The sequence below is a fragment of the Nonomuraea angiospora genome (genome assembly GCF_014873145.1).
Lineage (GTDB): Bacteria > Actinomycetota > Actinomycetes > Streptosporangiales > Streptosporangiaceae > Nonomuraea > Nonomuraea angiospora.
Map to the genome: position 1 here is coordinate 8,207,977 of NZ_JADBEK010000001.1, position 20,902 is coordinate 8,228,878.

Annotated in this window: 15 protein-coding genes; 12 read left to right on the top strand and 3 right to left on the bottom strand. The window is 68.8% G+C overall.

Annotated elements, in window-relative coordinates; translation table 11 throughout:
• Positions 1-26 precede the first annotated feature (26 nt).
• Positions 27-2,000, bottom strand: a complete 1,974-nt coding sequence (gene acs / locus H4W80_RS37605) for an acetate--CoA ligase (RefSeq protein WP_192789405.1) — start codon at positions 1,998-2,000, stop codon at positions 27-29.
• Between the two features lie 299 nt (positions 2,001-2,299).
• Here acs and H4W80_RS37610 point away from each other — a divergent pair, with 299 nt between their 5' ends.
• From H4W80_RS37610 to H4W80_RS37645, 9 genes are all read left to right on the top strand, one after another.
• Complete coding sequence (locus H4W80_RS37610) at positions 2,300-3,082, top strand: Fic family protein (RefSeq protein WP_192789406.1); 783 nt, start codon at positions 2,300-2,302, stop codon at positions 3,080-3,082.
• 1,393 nt (positions 3,083-4,475) lie between these two features.
• Positions 4,476-5,516 (top strand): septum site-determining protein Ssd, encoded by a 1,041-nt coding sequence (ssd, locus tag H4W80_RS37615; RefSeq protein WP_192789407.1) that lies wholly within the window; start codon positions 4,476-4,478, stop codon positions 5,514-5,516.
• The gene (locus H4W80_RS37620) at positions 5,513-6,697 is read left to right on the top strand and encodes a TadA family conjugal transfer-associated ATPase (protein WP_192789408.1); all 1,185 of its coding nucleotides are present in this window, start codon (positions 5,513-5,515) and stop codon (positions 6,695-6,697) included. Before ssd ends, H4W80_RS37620 begins: the two co-directional genes overlap by 4 nt.
• A gap of 22 nt (positions 6,698-6,719) precedes the next feature.
• The gene (locus tag H4W80_RS37625) at positions 6,720-7,427 is read left to right on the top strand and encodes a type II secretion system F family protein (protein WP_192789409.1); all 708 of its coding nucleotides are present in this window, start codon (positions 6,720-6,722) and stop codon (positions 7,425-7,427) included.
• A gap of 979 nt (positions 7,428-8,406) precedes the next feature.
• Positions 8,407-9,195 (top strand): type II secretion system F family protein, encoded by a 789-nt coding sequence (locus tag H4W80_RS37630; protein ID WP_192789410.1) that lies wholly within the window; start codon positions 8,407-8,409, stop codon positions 9,193-9,195.
• A 504-nt stretch (positions 9,196-9,699) separates the two neighbouring features.
• Complete coding sequence (locus H4W80_RS37635; RefSeq protein ID WP_192789411.1) at positions 9,700-9,903, top strand: hypothetical protein; 204 nt, start codon at positions 9,700-9,702, stop codon at positions 9,901-9,903.
• 1,119 nt (positions 9,904-11,022) lie between these two features.
• Positions 11,023-11,490: a DUF4244 domain-containing protein gene (locus H4W80_RS63010; RefSeq protein WP_264086022.1), complete on the top strand. Its 468-nt coding sequence runs from the start codon at positions 11,023-11,025 to the stop codon at positions 11,488-11,490.
• 92 nt (positions 11,491-11,582) lie between these two features.
• The gene (locus H4W80_RS61535) at positions 11,583-11,879 is read left to right on the top strand and encodes a TadE family type IV pilus minor pilin (protein WP_378526202.1); all 297 of its coding nucleotides are present in this window, start codon (positions 11,583-11,585) and stop codon (positions 11,877-11,879) included.
• A 37-nt stretch (positions 11,880-11,916) separates the two neighbouring features.
• Positions 11,917-12,273, top strand: a complete 357-nt coding sequence (locus H4W80_RS37645) for an Rv3654c family TadE-like protein (RefSeq protein WP_318787635.1) — start codon at positions 11,917-11,919, stop codon at positions 12,271-12,273.
• A gap of 30 nt (positions 12,274-12,303) precedes the next feature.
• Here the strand turns inward: H4W80_RS37645 and H4W80_RS37650 are convergent, their stop codons facing one another.
• Complete coding sequence (locus H4W80_RS37650; RefSeq protein WP_192789413.1) at positions 12,304-13,044, bottom strand: class I SAM-dependent methyltransferase; 741 nt, start codon at positions 13,042-13,044, stop codon at positions 12,304-12,306.
• Positions 13,045-13,937: 893 nt separating this feature from the next.
• On the opposite strand from H4W80_RS37650, the gene H4W80_RS37655 reads away from it, so the two are divergent.
• Positions 13,938-15,605, top strand: a complete 1,668-nt coding sequence (locus tag H4W80_RS37655) for a hypothetical protein (protein WP_192789414.1) — start codon at positions 13,938-13,940, stop codon at positions 15,603-15,605.
• A gap of 202 nt (positions 15,606-15,807) precedes the next feature.
• Here the strand turns inward: H4W80_RS37655 and H4W80_RS37660 are convergent, their stop codons facing one another.
• Entirely contained in the window at positions 15,808-18,348 is a 2,541-nt protein-coding gene (locus tag H4W80_RS37660) for a DEAD/DEAH box helicase (protein ID WP_318787244.1), read from the bottom strand.
• 409 nt (positions 18,349-18,757) lie between these two features.
• Here H4W80_RS37660 and H4W80_RS37665 point away from each other — a divergent pair, with 409 nt between their 5' ends.
• Positions 18,758-19,108 (top strand): STAS domain-containing protein, encoded by a 351-nt coding sequence (locus H4W80_RS37665; protein WP_043629845.1) that lies wholly within the window; start codon positions 18,758-18,760, stop codon positions 19,106-19,108.
• 1 nt (position 19,109) lies between these two features.
• Positions 19,110-19,529 (top strand): ATP-binding protein, encoded by a 420-nt coding sequence (locus H4W80_RS37670; RefSeq protein ID WP_192789416.1) that lies wholly within the window; start codon positions 19,110-19,112, stop codon positions 19,527-19,529.
• Positions 19,530-20,902: the final 1,373 nt, after the last annotated feature.

Below are 20,902 nucleotides of genomic sequence, written 5' to 3' on the forward strand. Positions count from 1 at the left end.
TCGGGACATGCGCCTGGGGGGTGGGATCAGTCCTCGGACTTGGCGGACGGGAGCTTCTCCGAGATCAGGTTCATCACCGTGCTGTCGGCCAGCGTGGTGACGTCGCCGATGCTGCGGTTCTCGGCCACGTCGCGCAGGAGGCGGCGCATGATCTTGCCGGAGCGGGTCTTGGGCAGCTCCGGCACGACCAGGATCTGGCGCGGCTTGGCGATCGGGCCCAGGGTCTTGGCCACGTGGTTGCGCAGTTCGGCGGCGATGTCGTCGCTCTCCTCCGCCGAGCCGCGCAGGATCACGAACGACACGATCGCCTGGCCGGTGACCGGGTCGGTCGCGCCGACCACCGCCGCCTCGGCCACCTTCGGGTGGCTGACCAGCGCGCTCTCCACCTCCGTGGTGGAGATGTTGTGGCCGGAGACGAGCATGACGTCGTCCACGCGGCCGAGCAGCCACAGGTCGCCGTCGTCGTCCTTCTTGGCGCCGTCGCCGGGGAAGTACATCCCCTCGAACCTGCTCCAGTACGTGTCGATGTAGCGCTGGTCGTCGCCCCAGATCGTGCGGAGCATCGACGGCCACGGCTCGCGTACGACGAGGAAGCCGCCGCCCCCGTCGGGGACGCTGTTGCCCTGGTCGTCCACCACGTCGGCGGCGATGCCGGGCAGCGGGCGCATCGCGGCGCCCGGCTTGCCCGCGGTGACGCCGGGCAGCGGGCTGATCATGATGGCGCCGGTCTCCGTCTGCCACCAGGTGTCGACCACGGGGCAGCGCTCGCCGCCGATGTGCTCGCGGTACCAGACGTACGCCTCGGGGTTGATCGGCTCACCCACGGAGCCCAGGATGCGCAGGCTGGACATGTCGAACTTCGCGGGGATGTCGTCGCCCCACTTCATGAACGTCCGGATCGCGGTGGGCGCCGTGTAGAGGATCGTGACCTTGTACTTCTGCACGACCTCCCAGAACCGGCCGCGGTGCGGGGTGTCGGGGGTGCCCTCGTAGATGACGCTGGTGGCGCCGTTGGCGAGGGGGCCGTACACGATGTAGGAGTGGCCGGTCACCCAGCCGATGTCGGCCGTGCACCAGTAGATGTCGGTGTCGGGCTTGAGGTCGAAGACCGCGTGGTGCGTCCAGGCGGTCTGGGTGAGGTAGCCGCCGGTGGTGTGCAGGATGCCCTTGGGCCTGCCGGTGGTGCCGCTGGTGTAGAGGATGTACAGCGGGTCCTCGGCGTCGTGGGGCTCGGCGGTGTGCTGGTCGCTCTGCCGGTCGACCAGGTCGTGCCACCAGACGTCCTTCTCGCCGAAGGCGACGTCCTGGCCGGTACGGCGTACGACGATGACCTTCTCGACCTGCGGGCACTCGGCGACGGCCTCGTCCACCGTGGGCTTGAGCGCCGACGGGTTGCCCCTGCGGTAGCCGCCGTCGGCGGTGATGACGAGCTTGGCGTCGGCGTCGTCGATCCGGCTCTTCAGCGCCGTGGCCGAGAAGCCGCCGAACACCACCGAGTGGATCGCCCCGATGCGGGCGCAGGCCAGCATCGCGATCGGCAGCTCGGGGATCATCGGCATGTAGACGGCCACCCGGTCGCCCTTGCCGACGCCCAGCTCCTGGAGGGCGTTGGCGGCCTTGCTGACCTCGCGCTGGAGGTCGCTGTAGGTCAGCGTACGGCTGTCGCCCTCGGGCTCACCCTCCCAGTAGTAGGCGACCTTGTCGCCGCGGCCCTCCTCGACGTGGCGGTCGACGCAGTTGTAGGCCACGTTGAGCTCGCCGCCGACGAACCACTTGGCGAAGGGGGCGTTCCACTCGAGGGTCGTCTCCCACCGTTTGGCCCACGCCAGCCTGTCGGCCGCACGCTCCCAGAAGGCGAGACGGTCGGCGGCGGCCTCGGCATATGCGGCGGCGGTCACGTTCGCGGCCGCCGCCAGGTCAGCCGGCGGTGCGAACCGGCGATTCTCCTGTAGCAGGTTGGACAGCGCCTGGGTCTCGTTGCCCGGGGTCTCGGGGGCCACCTCGTGCTCCTTCTATGGCCAGATTGGATAGGTCGTGTCCCACTTCACCAGCTCACAGCCTCCGCACACAAGAGGTCTAGACAGGTCTGTACCGAGGGGCTTCGCTTATCAGGTCGCATGACAACCGCTATTGAAACGTTGTCATCCTGAAATCTGGCGGGGACCCATAAAGGGTTCCGCATATTCGGCGCCTGGGGATTTCCGGCTTTTGAGCGCGCGCCGCCTTGCTGCCGGGGCGCTGGTACGGTCGTCACCCGGTGGAGCGAGAGCGGTCGTACCCGCCGGTAAGGTCGGTTTCCGTGAGTGACCCACTGGCTGTCATCGCGGAGTTCCCCGGCGTCCCCGAGGCGGTCGACTCCGCCAGGCAGGCCGTCGACCGGCTGTACCGCCATCGAGTCCTGCGCCGGGCCAGCCCGGCCGTCTCGACGGAGTCGTCCCTGCGCGGCGCCCGGGCCTCGGCGGCCCTGGAAGGCGTGGACGTGTCCCTCGACGCCCTGCGCCGGGACGAGGTCCACGACCCGCTGGTCCAGGGAGCCCTGCGGGCGTCGGCGGAGCTGGGCCGGCTGGGCTCGATGTGGCGGACGGCGCCGCGGCAGGTGCTGGCCCGCCTGCACACGGTGGCCGCCGCCGGCCTGGCGCCGCAGTCCGCCCTGGGCCGTCCGCGGGCGGCCGACGAGGCGCCGGACCCGCTGGGGCTGGGTCCCGCGCCGGGCGCCTCGGAGACGGCGACGCGCATGGAGGGGCTGCTCGGGCTGCTCGAACGGCCCACGAAGGCGCCCGCGATCGTGCTGGCCGCCGTCGTACACGCCGAGCTGGCCGTACTGCGTCCCTTCGGCGCGGCGGACGGGATCGTGGCGCGCGCGGCCGAGCGCCTGACCCTGGTCGAGTACGGCCTGGACCCGAAGTCCCTCGTGGCCGTGGAGGTCGGGCACCTGGAGCAGTCCGCGTACGCCGGGGGGTTGGGCGCGTACCTGGGCGGGACCCCGGAGGGCGTCGCCCAGTGGGTACAACAGTGTGCCTCCGCAGTAAGTCTGGGAGTGCGCGAGGCGACCGCCATCTGCGAGGCGATGCAACGAGGCTGAGGCCGCGGCGGCGGAGTCGCAGGTGGGGGCGTTGGGCCGGGGCGCCGACATAGCTGACGGCGTCTCAGTCAAGAGACGCCGTCTGCTTGCGCATCACACCGGGTTACCAAGCGTGCACCTCTATTCGTCGGAACGGGTCAAGCCCGTCACGACGCGCCTCCCGCGGCTGGTCGCGCGTGGGTACCCGGCTGATGCGCCCGGACTAGGGGTCCGTGACACCTTTCTACGTCGGATCCGCCCTGATGGGAAGCCCTCGGACCAAGACCTTTACCCGCCTATGAGGGGGCTCCTGGCATACCTCGCCACCGCCACCCTGTGTGATCTGGTTACCAACCTGTGATGACTACAGAGAGTGACTGTCTTTATGTGATCGTTATGGCGCAGACAAAAAACTTGGCGAAAATGCGAGATTGCTCCTCGACGAAACTCGAGTCCATCGGGCAGCATACGGGGGTATCGCCCGAAACTGGAGCGATCGTGCACGGGGCCGCTTTGCCAGTCCCTTGCCAGGCTCTGGTGAAGTGATGAAAGCTTTCTTCTGAAACGGGACCGGCTCTACCCCCCCGGAGCCGGACCGATCAGGCGACCCCCGCTCTCCCCCCCGGCGGGGGTCGCCCCTTTTCCGCCCCAAGCTCCGTACACGCGCATCCTCCAGAAGCCCACCCAACCCGCCACGCCCTCCCACGGCCGCCACTACGGCGCTTTCCCGCGGCTGCCAGCCAGCCCTCCCCGCGGCCGCCAGCTACGCCGCCTTCCCTCGGCCCTCAGCCACGGTGCCTTCCCGGGGCCGCCAGCCACGGCGCCTTCCCGCGGCCGCTAGCCAGCCCTCCCACGGCCGCCAGCTACGGCGCCTTCCCTCGGCCCCCAGCTACGGCGCTTTCCCACGACACGCCTCTCACCGAGCGCTTCCCCCGCGGCTCCCTCCCCACGGTGCACTCCTCGCCAAGCGCCCCCCTATCGCGGCCTCACCTGCCGCCCCTGGCCAAGCGCTCTTCGCTACGGGGCTTCGTCAGCGCGCCTCCCGCCAAGCACTCCCCGGCAAGCGCTCCCCGCCACCGCGCCCTGACGGCGCACCTCGCCGAGCGCTCTTCGCCACCACACGCCCTCCACTGCAGCGGCACCCAACCACCCCGCCGCATTCGTATGCCCCGCCGCCGTCGTTGCCGCGACTCGACCGCTGCACTTACCTCCAGCCCGCGGCACCCCACGACAGCAGCGCCACCACAGCCCCGTGCGCCCTCCCGCGCGCAGGCAGTTATCCACAGGCCCACCACAACCCCCACCCAACAATCCCCAGAACCCCGTTCACCCTCTCCCCAACCCACCCACCTCCAGCAAGGTTGGCCTCCCAACACCCACCCCACCCCAACCCACCCCCGAGAGGCCGACTGGAATGCACCGCCCCCTCGTCATCACCGAAGACCACGCCCTGCTCGACGACCTGGTCCGCATAGCCGCCGCCGCAGGCGCCCAACTCGACGTGGCCCACGTCCCCGCCCACGCCCGCCCGTTCTGGAACCTGGCCCCGCTGATAGCGGTAGGCGCCGACCAGGCAGACGCCGTGGCCGCGAGCTCACCCCCCACCCGAGACCAGGTCCTCCTCGTGACCCGGGCCCCCGACGACCCGGACACCTGGCGAAAATGCGTGGCCGTGGGCGCCCAGGCCGTCGTGACCCTCCCCAACGACGAGCGCCACCTGGTGGAGCGGCTGGCGGACGCCATGGAGCCCGACCCCCGCTCAGGATCCGTAGTCTGTGTGATCGGCGGCCGAGGCGGGGCAGGCGCGAGCGTGCTGTCGGCGTGCCTGTCCCTGCGAGCCTCGGGTGACCACCTCCGGACCTTGCTGGTGGACGCCGACCCGCTGGGCGGCGGCATAGACGCACTGCTGGGCCACGAGGAGGCATCGGGCGCCCGCTGGGGAGACCTGGTCGCCAGAGAGGGCCGGATCAACTCCAGCGCACTTCAGGCCGCGCTGCCGTCGTTCGGCGACCTGGCGGTCCTCTCCTTCCACAGAGGGGAGGTGGCGGCGATCCCCGCCCAGGCCATGCGCTCCGTCCTCGAGGCAGGCCAGCGAGGCTTCGACCTGATAGTCGTCGACCTCCCCCGCCACCTCGACCCAGCCGCGATCGAGGCCCTCACCAGAGCGAAGACCACGTTGATGGTCGCCACGGCCGACGTACGCGGCATTCTCTCGGCCGTACAGGTGCTGGGCGAGACCCGCAAACACACCTCGGACATCCGCGCCATCCTCCGCCCGGGCGTGGTGGACGACGACATGGCCGCGGGCGCCCTGGGCATCCCGTCCGCCGGCACCCTGCCCGACCAGCCGAGACTCACCGCCACCCTCAACCGGGGCGAGCTGCCCAAGCTGGGCCCCCGCACGGTGATGGGCGCCCTGTGCGGCACTCTCCTACGAGACCTCCTCCCGGCATGAGCGCCCCGCAACCGCCGGCTCCCGCTGGTGCCGTGTCCCAGGAACTGGTCGAAGCGGTCCGCGTACGCCTCGCCAGAGCGGGCGTAGAGCCCAGCGCCGCCCAGGTGGCAGTGGCCCTGCGAGCCGAGAAATCCGTGTACGGCGACGCGGAGATCCTCGCGGTGGCCAGGGCACTCTGCGCCGACCTCATGGGTGCCGGCCCTCTGGAGCCGCTCCTGGCCCGGCCAGACGTGACAGACGTCCTGGTCAACGGCCCGCGCGAGGTATGGATAGACGATGGCGGCGGCTTACGCCGTACCTCTGTGACCTTCGCGGACGACGGGGCCGTACGCCGGCTGGCCCAGCGCCTGGCGTCCGTCGCTGGCAGGAGGCTCGACGACGCCTCCCCGTACGTGGACGCGAGACTCGCCGGCGGCGTCCGCCTCCACGCCGTGCTTCCGCCGGTGGCGTCCGGTGGCACCTGCGTGTCGCTACGCCTACCGCCGCGCCGTACGTTCACCCTGGACGACCTGGTGTCGGCGGGCACGATCACCCCATTTGCCATCCCGGTGCTGACAGCCATGGTGACCGCCAGGCTGGCATTCCTGGTGACGGGCGGCACAGGCACCGGCAAGACGACCCTCCTGTCCGCCCTGCTCTCGCTCGCCGACCCGGCAGAACGCCTGCTCCTGGTAGAGGACTCAGCCGAGCTCCGCCCCCTCCACCCCCACATCGTCCGCCTGGAAACCCGCCCGGCGAACCTCGAAGGCGCGGGCGGCGTGAGCCTGCGCGACCTGGTACGCCAAGCGCTGCGCATGCGCCCGGACCGTTTGGTGGTCGGGGAGGTCAGAGGCAGCGAGGTGGTGGACCTGCTGGCCGCCCTCAACACGGGCCACGAAGGCGGCTGCGGCACGCTTCACGCCAACACCGCCGCCGACGTACCCCCTCGCCTGGAAGCACTGGGCTGCGCAGCAGGGCTGACCAGGGAAGCCGTACACAGCCAGCTGGCCGCGGCGCTCGACGCGGTCATTCACCTGACCCGCGGCCGCCCGGACGGCCGACGCCGCATAGCCGAGATCTGCCTGCTCTCCAGAACGTCAGCCGGCTTCGTCGAGTCGATCCCGGCCCTGACCTTCGACGCGAGGGGCAACTCCCAACCCGGCCCTGCCTACGACGCCCTCTCCAAAAGAGCCCAGCCATGATTCCCAGCACAAAGGCCACGCCATGACCGGCGCCCTCATAGCAACACTGTCCACAGCCTGCGCCGTATGGCTGTGGACAGCCCCGGACACCCCCACCACCCGCCTGGCGAGGCTAGTGACAGGCAGGAGCAAATACAGCCGGACATCCCTCACCACCCGCCTCACTCGCCCCACCGCCGCCCGCCGCGCGCAGCACTGGCGCCACGCATCAATCGAGCTATGCCAGTCCCTGTCGGCAGAGCTGTCGGCCGGCCGCACCCCAGGAGAGGCCCTGACCAGGGCAATCGCCTCAGTGGACTTCCCAGCCGCAGAAACCCTGCGTCCGGTCGTCGCCGCCGCAAGAGACGGCGGCGACGTCTCCGCGGCCCTCACCGCATCGGCCCCGCCCCAGGGCGGCGAGGGCCTCCGCCAACTGGCGGCCTGCTGGGAAGTAGGCGTCACAGTAGGCGCGGGCCTGGCCGTATTGGTCGAGCGAGTCGCGAGCACGCTACGCGCAGCCCAAACCCACCGCCAGGACGTCGCCGCCCAACTCGCGGGCCCCCGCACCACAGCCCGCCTCCTGGCCGTACTGCCGGCCCTCGGCCTCCTCATGGCCGCCGCCCTCAACATGCACCCGCTGGACTTCCTCCTGGGCAGTCTCCCCGGCCTCATGTGCCTGATAGCAGGCATCGCCCTCGACGCCTGCGGCCTGTGGTGGACCAACCACATGGCCACCCAAGCGCAAACCTAACCACCGCCCCAATCCCAAGAGAGCAGCCCACGCACAACCCCGAACCCCAACCCACCCACACAGCACCACCATCGGGGACCGGACCGCCAGTCCCACAGCACCTTCACCCCTTCAGAACCGCCAATCGGCTGTGCAATCCGCCATGGCGCGGCTCCCGTGCGATGTCTACAGCCGCTCCGACTCTCGACCCACTTGCAACCACCCACACAGCTTCCACCCAGCTGAAACCGGCCCGAGCAGAACGCCCGCCCCATCAAGCGCGCCACTCAGACCGCGCAGTCGCCAACCGCAGCCACCGGCCAGGCCCGCCATCCGCCAGGCCTGCGACCTTCAGCCCGCCAGCCACCAAATCGCAGCCACCCCACCAAGCCCGCCACCCGTGTCAGCCACCCTCCGGCTTGCCAGCCACCACAGCGGCCACGCCGGTCACAGTGGCCACGACGACACGTCCGCCACAAAAGCCACACCGCCACGCCAGCCACGCGTCCACCACATGCCCAGGGCCATGCCGCCCACGGCGGCCACCCACCCGTCAGCTACCGCCACGCCGCCCCGGCCACACTTCCCACGCCGCCACTTAGCGCCACGACGCCACACAGGCCAACTTCCCACGGCCGCCACCTACCGCCACGCCGCCACACCCGCCGCGCAACCCACGGCCGCCAGCCAGGTAACGCCACGCTGCCACACCCGCCATGCCCCCCGTCCTCCACTCACCGCCAAATACCGCCGGTAGGCCCGCCACCCGCTAGACCGGCCACGCCGGCCACGCCGGAAACCCGGCCACGCCGGCCACGCAGGCAAGATCCGTCAGGCACGCCACCCGCCAGGGCGGCCACCCACAGGCTCACCAGCCACCAAAGGCACTACCCACCAAGCCGGCCACCCACTAACGCCCATCCACCCACTAAATGCCCATCCACTCACCAAACGCGCCGCTCACCAAGCAACCCCACACTGAACCGATCGGACCTCGCCAATGCTCGAATGGCTCTCTGCCTTCCTCGTCGGCCTGGCTACATGGCTATGGCTCTCTCCCCGAACCCCGGCAGAGCGCCTCTCCCAACTACGCCCGCCATCCAATCCGCACCCTCAACAGCCACATCCAAACCAGCAAACGCAATCCCGCAGTGACGAGCCACTCTGGCAAGATTCCCCACCCACCGGCATCACCCGCAAGACGATCACCATCGCCACCTGCACCGGCCTGTTCACTGCCCTCCTGATCGGCGGCATCCCCGGAACCATCGCCGGCCTCCTGATCACCCCAGCCGCCGCAGCCTTCCTCCACAAGAAACAACCCCAGCAAACCCACCACGACCGCCGCCGAATCTCGGCCGACCTCCCATTCGCCGCGGACTTGATGACCGCATGCCTGCTCGCCGGCCGCCCAGTGAGCGACGCCACGGAAATCGCAGCCAACGCGATCGGCGGGCCCCTCGGCCAGCGGCTGAAATGGGTCAGCACCCAACTACGCCTGGGCGCCGACCCCGACCCCACCTGGGCCGCGCTCGCCAAGGACCCATCCACGGCCCAACTCTCCCGCGCCATGAGCCGAGCGGCTCAAAGCGGCGCACCGGTAGCGGACGTCCTTACCCGCCTGGCCGACGACGCCCGCGAAGCCGCCAGAGCCGATTCCGTCGCCTCAGCCAGAAGCGTCGGCGTAAAGGCAGTAGCCCCGCTCGGCCTCTGCTTCCTCCCGGCATTCGTCCTGCTGGGAATCATCCCCGTAATAGCCGGCCTGGCCTCCACAATCATCATTCCCTGAACCTTCTGCATTCCCCGAACAAACTGGTTACTTAGAGCGGAAGGACCACCCTCGCCAAACCCGGGATCGCAAAAACAGCCCTCAACACCAGGCCCACCCAGCGCACCGATAGAAGCCCATACAGCGAGCTCCCCCGGACGACGGGGGCGATGACCACCAATCAGGGCGATACCTGCGGCCGCGGCACCGAGCCGCGCGATCGAGGAACACAGGGCCATTCAGGCAAAACGACCACTCTAGTTCGCCTCGCACTCCCACCGGCATCGAGCCCCTTCGAGGCAACGACCGCCGAAGCGTCCTTCCCGGCCGGCCCGCCACCAAATGGGCAGCCGACGAACGCCACCACCCCTCTATCGGGCACGTCCTGAGCTTTTGGTGCAGACCGGAGAGATCAGTCCAAACCGCGTGCATGGTTCGGTGAGCGCTTCAGCTTGAGTCGTCGGCGGATCACTCCGCTCGATCGTGATCGGGGTCTTTACAACATCGTGGTCGGTGGGATGCGAAGTGCTCGTTCATATGCCGTCGAAGGGCTGCGACCTCGTCTCCCTCGCCGCCAAGAGCGGCGAGGTCTTGCCTTATCTCGATCTGGACCTCGCTGATCTCGGCCTTCAACTGGGCCATGTTGGTCGCCGTGCCATCGTTGCTGCGGCACTGGCCCGCTTTGAGCGTGCGGAGGTGCAACAGCAACTCGAGGATTTGTGCCTCTAGGTCCATGAATTCCTGCCTTTGTGCCAGCTCAGACGGATTGTAGGGTCTGGTGACGGGCCGGATTTGGCTGCGTAAGAACACGATGACAGAAAGTCCACGCGCAGGGCAGCCATCATCACTTGTAGCAAGAGTGAAGTTCTTCATACGCAAGCTGATGTTGTTGCTCCCGCAGGGGATGATCGGGCACCGTAGATGCGGACGCAAATGGGCCCATGGTAGGCGGAAACGGTGCATCCGACCCAGCATAAGGGCACAACGACGCTTCTCGCGTCCTCTATATCGCCTTCTGTGTACTTAGCGCCACCTCTAGCAGACTATGGTCTATCGGGCCTTTTGCGTCGCTGCTTTGTGCGCATTAACACCCCTCAGATCAAGCAACTCATTCCTGGTGCGCGTGTACCAATGCCGCTTTGACGAGACAACTCCGCCTCTGAGCCCACGAGCGCCGGGCCCGAGTCCAAGCAGCGCAGCCTTCGAGTCCGGACAGTGCCTCGTCCGGCCCGGGCAACACCGCGTGCGGGCCCAGGCAACCCCGGGTTGGAGTCCAGGCAGTGCCGCTTCCGGCCATGCGGCCTCCGGCCCGGGCAGCGCCGCCTCCGAGTTCGGACAGTGCCTCTTCCGGCCCAGGTAACACCGTGTGCGAGCCCCGGCAACCCTGGGCCGGAGCCAGGCAGCGGGGCCTTCGGGCGGGGCAGTGCGGCCTCTGGCTCGGGCAGCGCGGCCTTCGGGCGGGGCAGCGCGGTCTTCGGCCCGGGCAGCGGGGCCTTCGGGCGGGGCAGCGCCGACGCCGCCTCCGGGCTCAGACAGAGTCGCAACTGAGCACAGGTATCGCCGCCTCCGAGCGCGCAACCCGGTGCCTGGGCCCTCTCCGCCGCAACGCCATCTCCCAGCCCTCTACGCGACCTCCAGGTCCCAATGGCGGTCTCCGGGGCCCCAAGCCCATGCCCCGATCCGCTTCGAGACGCTGTATCCACAACGTTGGGCTGCGCGATCTCGTCCATCCACAGAACGCCGTTCGGCCCCTCTCCGGCGACCCGGCTTCCGCCAACCTAAGGACTCCCGCCGGACAAGACCCGGCTCCGAGCACCACCTGGAGGCACGATGCACAGTCCCGCCACCATGCCAGACGACATCAAAGCCACCCCAGCACTCAGTCACACCACATCGAGCAACAAAACAGCCGGCAAGTTCTCGCTCAGCCGCACCCACATCGCCCGAAGCGCCCCGTCAGTCCTCAACACCGCCGCAGAAGCCACTACTCACACCGCCGGGCCCCAAAGGGAAACCTCGATCAAGTCTCAAAAGGAAACCTCGACGCCGCCCAAGATTGCCGCGAGGGTACAAAACGGATCACCCGAGTCGGTCCCGACCGGGCGTACCACCAGCCCCGCTACAGCGCGACCCAGCAAATGGCTTCATTACGCGACGGTCAATCGTGAGCGTGGCATGTCCACAGCCGAATATGCAGTAGGCACGATTGCGGCCTGCGCCTTCGCCGCGCTTTTGTTCAAGGTGGTGAGCAGTCCCGAAGTCCAGGAAATGCTGAAGACCCTCGTCGATCGAGCACTCAACACCGCCACCGGATGACCGTCCGCCAAGCGCGGACCCCCCTGGGCAGGAAGCGGTCGGCATCGCGGGGCTCGGTCACGGCCGAGACCGCCGCGGTGCTGCCCGCGCTCATGGTCGTGCTCGCGGCCGCGCTGTGGGCCGTCCAAGCTGTCAGCGTCCAGCTCGAGTGCGTGGACGTGGCCCGCGCCGCCGCACGAGCCGCGGCCAGGGGTGAGCCCCTTGACCAGGTCATCACCCGTGCCCGCACGGCAGCCCGCCCCGGGGCGAAGGTAGCCGTAACCCGCGACATAGAAACCACAAAGGTTCAGATCACCGTAGAAGTACGACCACCCTGGGGCCAATCATTGCCCGCAGTACAAATATCCGCGACGGCCATCGCCGACACCGAGCCCGGATATCCCCCGTAACCACAGGCGCACGAGCTCGGCAGGTGAGGAGGTCCACATCAATACTAAGGAAAAAGGCTCAGCAACACTCTGGGGGGTAGCTCTCATGGGTCTTCTGATGGCGGTGGCCACAGCGTTCGCCACGCTGGGCTCGGTGCGCGTGGCACGCCATCGCGTCCACAGCGCTGCCGACCTGAGCGCCCTTGCCGCAGCCAAGCTAGCGATAATGAATCCCGAGACTGCCTGCGCCCGAGCAGCCGCCCTGGCCGGCCAGAACGGCGTGAAGCTGACCCAATGCAAAATCACTGACGAAATCGCCGATGTTTGGACCTCGCTGTCGATCTCGCTACCGATATTGGGCTCCCGCACGCTGACGGCCAGATCTCGGGCCGGTCCAGCGGAAAGGGGCCCTTGAATCGTCGACTGGGCCGTACACTCGTGGTCGTCAAGCGCGCATGCCGGAAAGCAACAGAAATAACGGAACGCGACGCCGGCGCGCCAGCTCATCGGCATCCCCGTTGAAACGATCCTCGCAAGGTGCACACTCGCGCAGCGAGCTCAGCGCAAACCCTGACCTCGTGAGTGCCACAACATAATCCTCTATAGTGCGGTGAAACCACGTGACGGTTCCACCGATCCATTCTCTTTCCCGCGGCCCTTGGACAAAGTAGTCATCAACAACCCAAGACGTTCGCTTCTCCCGCGCACCGGAGTCGTGCGAGGTCAGAACCGGATGAACGACCGTGAAGACGATGCGTCCGCCGGGCGAGAGGCATCTATGGAGGGCGGCCAGCACCGTCTCGATATCTTTGACATAGTGAAACGCCAATCTCGAAACAATCAGGTCGAACGAAGAGGGTGGAGCGGAGAAGTCCTCGATATCGACCATCTCGACGCGGCCGGCCGTTTCGCATAACGCCGCATTGGCAGCCTCGACCATCGCCGCCGAGCCGTCCAATCCCAGGTAGCTACGACAGCCGGCATCCAACAGGACTTGTCCGATGGCCGCATCCCCGCATCCGAGATCCAACACCCGGAGCCCTGCGACCTCACCAAGTTCCGCCAGGAAAGCCGGTTCCTCCATCACATGGTTGGGGCTCGACACACCACTATGCCGATGGCCGAAGTACCGCTCGACGACTTGGGGCGCGTCGTAGAAGGACCCGCCGCGCTTGGTTTCAGCCACGGCCCCGAAGCGTAGATCGGCGACCCCGCCGGAGCTCTCGTTACCGAGGATCTGGTGGCAAAGGGTGAGGCGGGTTGGAGTGGGAGTCGATGGTGAGGGACTCCGGTGGGGGAGTCGATGGTGAGGGACGTGAGGGACTCTGGTGGGTCGGGAGCGGAGGGTGAACGGCTCTGGTGGGTCGGGAGCGGAGGGTGAACGGCTCCGGTGGGTGGGAGTGGATGGCGAAGAAGGCCAGTGGTGGGGAATTGATGACCAGGGACTTTGGTCGGTGGGGAGTTGACGGAGAAGGCGTCCGGCGGGTGCGGAGCCGACGGTGAGGGATGGGGTGCTTGCGTGGAACTGATGACCAGGAGGGAGTCGGCGACTGGGCATGGGGCGCGGAAGGGGGGATCGGGGCGGCTGGGAGGCAGGTGGTGAAGGTCGAGATCGATCTCGGCCCTCCGGTCTGAGGTCCGCTTCAGGCGAATGGTCCTGCGTTGCGCTGCCCTCATGGGAGTGGCCGACCGCATGTGTTTTGCGGGCGAATGGGTGGCATGGTCGCTGTGGCGTAAATGTGGTGAATGGCGACATTTCGGTTGACATGAAACGCGGCGAATGAATCGAATGAGCGGCCGAAAAGGCTGGGGCACTAGGGGTTTGCGGGGCTAGGTCGCAATCCAGTCACGACCTCTTAGACATGGTGTCCAAGAGTCGTGTATCTACCGTAAGGTTCCGCTTACCCTCGGTCCATGCCGAATGTGACAGGGCGCCCGTGAGCGCCGGAGCGAAGTCGCTAGGGTGCGGGTCCGGGGACGGTCGGTGACCGTATCGGCCGGGCGGACTGCACTTCCGGTCGTCGCGTGAACGCCCCCGGGTGGTCAGGCGGCGCGAGGCTCTCGATGGAGGGAAGCGTCGTGACGGTAGTCGGCAGAGTGGTGGCCACAGGGATGATCGTGGCCGGCTCCATCGCGCTTGGCGGGACCGCTCAGGCCGCCGCGGTGACTTGGCGGGCCGACACGTCCGGGCAGATCACCTCGCCCGCTGACGGCCAGGTGCTTTCGAGCTCGTCCGTGACCGTTTCCGCGCACACGGGCGTGATGCAGCTGAACATGGGGCTCTACGTCGAGGGGCCCTCCACGCCCAGTCGGAAGGTCGCCGGAGGGGGAGCGAACCAGACGATCTCCGGCACGTTCGACGCCGGCAACGCCCCGAACGGGACCTTCACCGTGACCCTCAAGGGAGAGATCACGGGGAGCCAGTACGCGAGCAGTGCGTTCAAGCTCCGTCGGCCGCCCGAGGCGCCGGGCAACGTGAACGCGACCCGGCAGGGCAGCGCCAAGGTCCAGCTGACCTGGAGCAAGGGCTCGGAGCCCGACCTGCAGTCGTACGAGGTCTCCAACAGCCAGTCCGGCATCGTGGGAAGGCTGCCCGCCGACAGTGCGTGCGCCGGGTCCACATGCCGGGCGGTGCTCGCCGTGCCGGCCAGGGCGAAGGGCCAGAAGGTGGGGTTCACGGTCAAGGCGTTCAGGGGTGACGGCGACGGCGGGTCGATCGGGTCGGGCAGTTCGGCCGCCGCGTACGTCGCCTTCCCCGCCGCGCCGACGCCCACGCCGACGAAGAAGAAGACCGGCGGCACCCGGACCCCGAAGACCACCAAGAACGTCGACCCGCTCCCCACACTGCCCGCCAAGAGACAGACCCTGCCGACGACGAAACCGACGACGCACAAGCGAACGACAGCCAAGCTTCCGGAAATACCCGACGCCGATCCGAACGGGAACCTGCCGATCCCCACGACCGACGAAACGGGTGGTCTGCGCCCATCCGACGCAAAGGGCGGCGCGGACACCGCTTCCGTCCAGCCCGACGTGAAGGCGCAGTCGAGCGAGTCGCCGATCGGGAACCTCGGCCAGTACGGCCTCTACGTCGCAGCGGGCGTCCTCCTGCTGCTGTTCGGCGCCCATGCGGGGGCCTGGGCGCGACGGCGGGCACTCGCCACGGGCGAGAGCTCCGCGCCTGGACCGGCCACAGCGGCCACGGGTGTGAGCACGTCGCCGGTCGGCGGGGTGCAGACCGCCCATGCGAACGAAAGCGTTTCGGTCACCACGGCTCCGCCCCGGCGGCGGCCCGCCGTGATCCTGGCCGTCGCCAAGACTCGGGTTCCCGATCAGTCCCGGGCTCAACGGCCGGTGTCCGCGGAGAATTTCGACGAGGCTGCTCCGGAACAGTCGCCGGCGCCGCCCGCACTCGACCGGAAGCGTGAGGAGGCCCGCGGCACGTTAGGGGTGGAGGAAGTGCGAGACGTGCCGGAAACCCGCCAGGGGCCCGTTCGCATCACCTTGCTCAGTTCCGCGGTCACGGATGTCCCCGAGGCCGAAGCATCGCCCGTCCGGCCCGCCGTGCGGATGGAGGATCGTTGGGACGATTATCTGCCGCCGTCTCCCCGGTCAATGGAGGACAGCGGATTCTGGGAACGCCCTCAGCCGGGGGCGGCCGATTTCTGGTCCGGCGACGATGACAACAAGGGCGAAGGCGAGGAACGCGCTTTTGTGGGACCTCGGCATAGAGATGGCGAAAGCTGAATCGGCTATTTGAGTCGGCTCATCGATCAACCGGGTCCGAGGTCTGGGTTGGCGTGCGACAGTGCAGGTGGAGCGGGGTCCGGAGTGTTCGGGATGGCGGGTCCAGCGGGCCGGTATTTACGGGCGGCGGGTGCCGCTCGCGCGGAGAATAGTCGCTGAGCGCCGCGCTCGGTGGCAGTTGTTGTGTGGATGCCGGGGCGTCTTACTGAGAAGACAGCAGTGTGTTGAGGAGGCGGACGGCGCCTCGTTTGTCGAGAGGCTCGTTGCCGTTGCCGCATTTCGGGGATTGAATGCAGGAGGGGCAGCCTCGTTCGCATTCACATGAGGTTATGGCTTCGCGGGTGGCGGTCAGCCAGTCGGCCGCGCGGGCGTAGCCGCGTTCGGCGAAACCCGCCCCGCCCTCGTGGCCGTCGTACACGAAGACGGTGAGCAGCCCCGTGTCGGCGTGAAGTTCGGTGGAGACGCCGCCGATGTCCCAGCGGTCGCAGGTGGCGAAGAGGGGGAGCAGACCGATGGAGGCGTGTTCGGCGGCGTGGGCGGCGCCGCCGAGGTCGATGCCCGCCTCGGCGAGCGGCGCGACCGCCGAGGCGGGGAGCGTCCACCAGACGGCGCGGGTGCGGAGAGTGCGGGGTGGCAGGTCCAGGGGCTCGTCGCCGAGCATCTCGCCCGATTGGAGGCGTCTCTTGAGGTAGGAGACCACTTGCCGGGTCACCTCCACCTCGCCGAAGTGGAGCGTGCCGGGGCCCAGGGGATGGGAGCGCTGGGTGGCGAGGATGGAAATGTCGGTGATGTCGCGAGCGAACGTCGTGAAATCCGGGGTCGCGCTGGACACCAGGGCGACCCCGGCCTCCAGGTCCAGAAGCTCAACCAGGAAGGTCTCGCCCTGATGGATGTAGACCGCGCCCGTGTGCACCGTCGTGTGCGCGGACGGCTCGTCCACGCTGCCCAGGAGGCGCCCGGTGGACGACTCCACGACCTGGATGGGGGCGCCTCCGCCGCCTCGGATGTCGGCGAGGTCGGTGGCACGCTCCCGCTTGGTCCAGAACCAGCCGGCGGGCCGCCTCCTGAGCAGCCCCTGGGAGACCAGGTCATCGAGGACCGTTGAGGTGGTGGTGCCGAAGATGGGCAGGTCGTCGTCGGTCAGCGGGATCTCGGCGGCCGCGGCGCAGAGGTGGGGGCCCAGGACGTACGGGTTGTCGGGGTCGAGGACGATCGCCTCCACGGGCTGGCCGAACAGGGCCTGGGGGTGGTGGACGAGGTAGGTGTCCAAGGGGTCGTCCCTGGCGATCAGCACGGCGAGCGCGTCCTGGCCGTCGCGGCCCGCCCGGCCCGCCTGCTGCCAGAGGGAGGCGCGGGTGCCGGGCCAGCCCGCGATCAGCACGGCGTCCAGGCCTGAGACGTCCACGCCCAGTTCGAGGGCGTTGGTGGTGGCCAGGCCCATGATCGTGCCTGAGCGGAGGGCCTTCTCCAGGAGCCTGCGGTCTTCGGCGAGGTATCCGGCGCGGTAGGCGGCGATCTTGTCGGGGAGGTCGCTCCAGTCCGGCTGGGCGGGGGCGTCCGGGAGCGCCCAGGTGAGGGAGCTCTCCGAGGCCGGCTCGATCGTCGGGCCCGTGTGCTCTGAGGCGCAGGCCGCCGGGTCCGTCGTGGAGAGCCCGCTGGTGGTTCGGGATGGTTCCGGCGTGGCGGGGTCCGCCGGCTCCTCTGTGCCGGGTTGGCGGTCCGTTTCCAGCAGGGTGGCCTGGGTCGTCCCGCCTGGTTCGGTTGGCGACTGGCGGCTGGTGGTGGGGGCTGGTTCGGGGGAGGTCGGCGGGGTGGCGCTGGTGGGCTCGGCCGTGCCTGGTTGGTGGTTGAGGGTGGGGGCTGGGTTCAGGGGGGCTGGCTGGGGGGTGGTGGCCTGTTCGGCTGTGCGTGGCTGGTGGCTGGAGGTGGGGTTGGTTTCCAGCGGGGGCGTGCCGGTTGTGTTCGGCTGGTGGCGGGTTGCGGGGCGGGGGTGGCGGGTGGAGAGGGAGAAGGCTACGTCGGCGAGCTTGGCGCGGGCCGTCAGGGCGACTGTTTCGGCGCCGCGGCGGGAACGTACGAAGGCGAGCGTGCGGACGTCGGCCAGGACGAGGTCCGCCAGCAGATCCGCCGCCTCTGCCGTGGCCGTACGCCGTACAGGGGCCCCTCCCTCGCCCCGTAGCTCGGTCAGGGGCGGCTCCCACAGCGCGATGGTGGTGGAACCCTTGGGTGAGGCGTCCACGGTCACCTCGTCCATCTCAAGCCCCGTCAGCCTCATCCCGAACGCGCCCGGCTCGCTGGCGGTCGCCGAGGCGAGCAGGAACGTGGGGCGCGAGCCGTAACGGGCGCAGACGCGGCGCAGGCGGCGCAGGATCTGGGCGACGTGGGAGCCGAAGACGCCGCGGTAGCCGTGGCACTCGTCGACGACGACCATGCGCAACCGGCGGAAGAACGAGGACCACTGGGCGTGGCGGGGGAGGATGCTGCGGTGCAGCATGTCCGGATTGGTAAGGACGTAGTTGGCGTGCTTGCGCACCCACGTACGTTCCTCGAACGGCGTGTCGCCGTCAAAGCAGGCCGCGCGGAGCTGGGTGATGCGCAGCTCGCGCAGGCCGCGCAGCTGGTCGGCGGCCAGGGCCTTGGTCGGGGTCAGGTACAGGATCGTGCCGCCGTCGAGGCAGGAGGCGACGGCGGGAGTGAGGTACGCCAGCGACTTCCCGGACGCCGTACCCGTTGAGATGATCACGTTTCGGCCACGGAATGCCAGGTCGGCGGCCTCGTACTGGTGAGGCCAGAGTCCTGTCACCCCGCGGTTCGCCAAGCGCGTAACAAGTACTTCTGGCGTCCACTTGGGCCATCCCGCTTGACCCGCCCGACGTGCTGGAACATGCTCCACATGGGTGACACGCTCATGACGTGCGGGAACACCGAGCAGGTGGCGGAGGAGTGGACCCGCCTGTTGTGGGGAGGATGCGGAGGAAGTCACTGTTTCCAGTCTTGCATCGATGGGCAAAGTCGCCGGGAATCGTGATTTCGTATAGACACAAGCCAGACGCATGGTTGAATGCCGCGCGTCAGGGTCGGACGATCTGGGGCCACGCTCCAGATTGCCAGTCCCAAGAGAGTAGTTTCGCAGGCGAGGCGCTGGAGGATCTGTGGATCTGAAGTTGGATCACCGCACCGAAGACCGACTCACCATCGTGGAGGTCGAGGGTGAGATCGATGTCTACACGGCGCCGAGATTGCGTGAGCTCCTCATCGACCTGGTGAACAAGGGCAACTTCCACCTGCTCGTCAACATGGAGAAGGTGGACTTCCTCGACTCCACGGGCCTTGGCGTCCTGGTCGGGGGGCTCAAGCGGGTGCGTGCGCACGACGGCTCGCTCGAGCTGGTCTGCACCCAGGAGCGCATCCTGAAGATCTTCCGGATTACCGGTCTGACCAAGGTCTTCGGGATCTACGCTTCGGTCGACGAGGCCAAGGAAGCTCACGGCAAAGACAAGTAGCATGGCTACCGTCGAGCTGACGTTCAGCGCTCTTCCCGCCCATGTGCGGACCGCGCGGCTGGTGGCGACGGCGATCGCTCGCCGCACCGGCGTGGAGGAGTCCCTGCTGGACGAGGTAAGGCTCGCTGTGGGTGAGGCCTGCTCCCGGGCAGTCGAGGCGCACCGCGTTCACTGTCCGGGCGAGCCCATCCGCATCGAGCTGCGTGACGACTCCGGGCGTTTCGAAGTCACTGTCAGCGACCAGGCCCCCAGCGATGAGATCAAGCAGGAGCAGCCCCTCGATCTGGGCATGCTCTCTGACTCGTTCATGTCGGGCTTCGGCCTCGCGGTCATCGAGGGCCTGGCCGACGACGTGGAGGTCTTCCCCAGCCCGAAGGGCACGAACATCCGCATGAGCTGGCCCGCGGCCGCCAAGGTCTGAGCCGGCTCCGCCGTCCCGCCTCGCTCCGCCGGGCGTCCCTTCGTGGCGCTCGGCGTGCGGTCGTTCTGTGCTTAAAAACCCCATCTTGTACGGCGGAGCACGGGCGGCACCACCCGCCGCACGTGGCTGAGCGCCTCCAGGGAGACGCCCGCTGACCCGCGCGTGCCTGGCCGCCGTAACGGCGCACGGGCACCGTGGTTCCCGCCTTCCGCTGGCCCAGGGGGTGAACGGGGGTTCGTGTAGCGAAGTGGGCCCAACGGATGACCCCGACGGGCGAACGAGGTTCGTGGGCGGGCGGTCGCACTGGGCGAGGGCGGCTTCGCGGGGCGCACAGCCCTATGGGTGCCCCGAGGGGCAAAGGGAGTCCGTGGGTGGACTGTCGCATGGGGCAAGCGGGGGCGGACGGGCTCGGTGGGCGGCCAGGCGAACTCGCGGGGCGGGCGGGCTCGGCCGGTCATCAGGCGGGCTACGGGGCGGGCGGCGCGGCGGGCGGTCAGGCGGGCTGGTGGAGCGGCGGTCAGGCGGGCTCGCGGAGTGGGCGGTTTCGTGGTGGGGCGGTCGCGCGGCATGCGGGTCTGTGAGGCGCGCGGCGTTGCGGGTCTGTGAGGCGAGCGGCATGCGGGTCTGTGAGGCTGGCGGTCCTGTGGCATGCGAGTGGCGTTGCGGGTCTGTGAGGCGTGGGGCGGTCGGGCGGCATGCGAGTGGCGTTGCGGGTCTGTAGGCGCGCCGGTGTCGCGGGTCTATGGGGCGAGCGGCATGCGGGTCTGTGAGGCTGGCGGTCCCGTGGCAGGCCAATGGCGTTGCGGGTCTGAGGCATGGGGCGGTCGGGCGGCAGGCGAGTGGGTTGCGGGTCTGCGAGGCGAGCGGCGCGGCGAGTGCGGATGAGGTGCGGTCCGCGGCGTGGATGAGTGTCCGATGGGGCCGTGTCGACGGCACCGACGGGCGTTCCGGTCGTCGGACGATGTGCGGTCCTCGGTGTGGAAGGTCGTCTGACGGGGTCGTGTCGCCGGGGACGATGGGCGTTCCGGTCGTCGGATGACGTACGCCTGCGCGCGCGGAAGGGCGTTCGAGGAGGCTGTGTCGCCGGAGGCGATGGGTGTTCCGGTCGTCGGATGAGGGGCGGTCCGCGGCGTGGGTGGGCGTCCGATGTGGCCATAGCCACGGGGGCCCGGTGAGGTAGGCGCGGGTGGGGCACCGCGTGTCGTGTCCTGGGTGGCGGTGCCGTGGTCGGGTGGCGGTGGTGGGCGGCTGGGAGGATCGTGGGCGATCGTTCCGGTGGTCGGGTTCCGCCTCTCTGGTCCCTCCAGCATCGCTCCAGGCGGGCCAAGTTTCGGTCCGGCACTATCCGGAGGTTTTCATGACCGTAAACCCGG

Bases quoted from the DNA above. Each gene is read 5' to 3' on its own strand.
- ssd (WP_192789407.1), top strand. From the start codon at position 4,476: ATGCACCGCCCCCTCGTCATCACCGAAGACCACGCCCTGCTCGACGAC.
- H4W80_RS61535 (WP_378526202.1), top strand. From the start codon at position 11,583: ATGGTCGTGCTCGCGGCCGCGCTGTGGGCCGTCCAAGCTGTCAGCGTC.
- H4W80_RS37620 (WP_192789408.1), top strand. From the start codon at position 5,513: ATGAGCGCCCCGCAACCGCCGGCTCCCGCTGGTGCCGTGTCCCAGGAA.
- H4W80_RS63010 (WP_264086022.1), top strand. From the start codon at position 11,023: ATGCCAGACGACATCAAAGCCACCCCAGCACTCAGTCACACCACATCG.
- H4W80_RS37670 (WP_192789416.1), top strand. From the start codon at position 19,110: ATGGCTACCGTCGAGCTGACGTTCAGCGCTCTTCCCGCCCATGTGCGG.
- H4W80_RS37625 (WP_192789409.1), top strand. From the start codon at position 6,720: ATGACCGGCGCCCTCATAGCAACACTGTCCACAGCCTGCGCCGTATGG.
- H4W80_RS37630 (WP_192789410.1), top strand. From the start codon at position 8,407: ATGCTCGAATGGCTCTCTGCCTTCCTCGTCGGCCTGGCTACATGGCTA.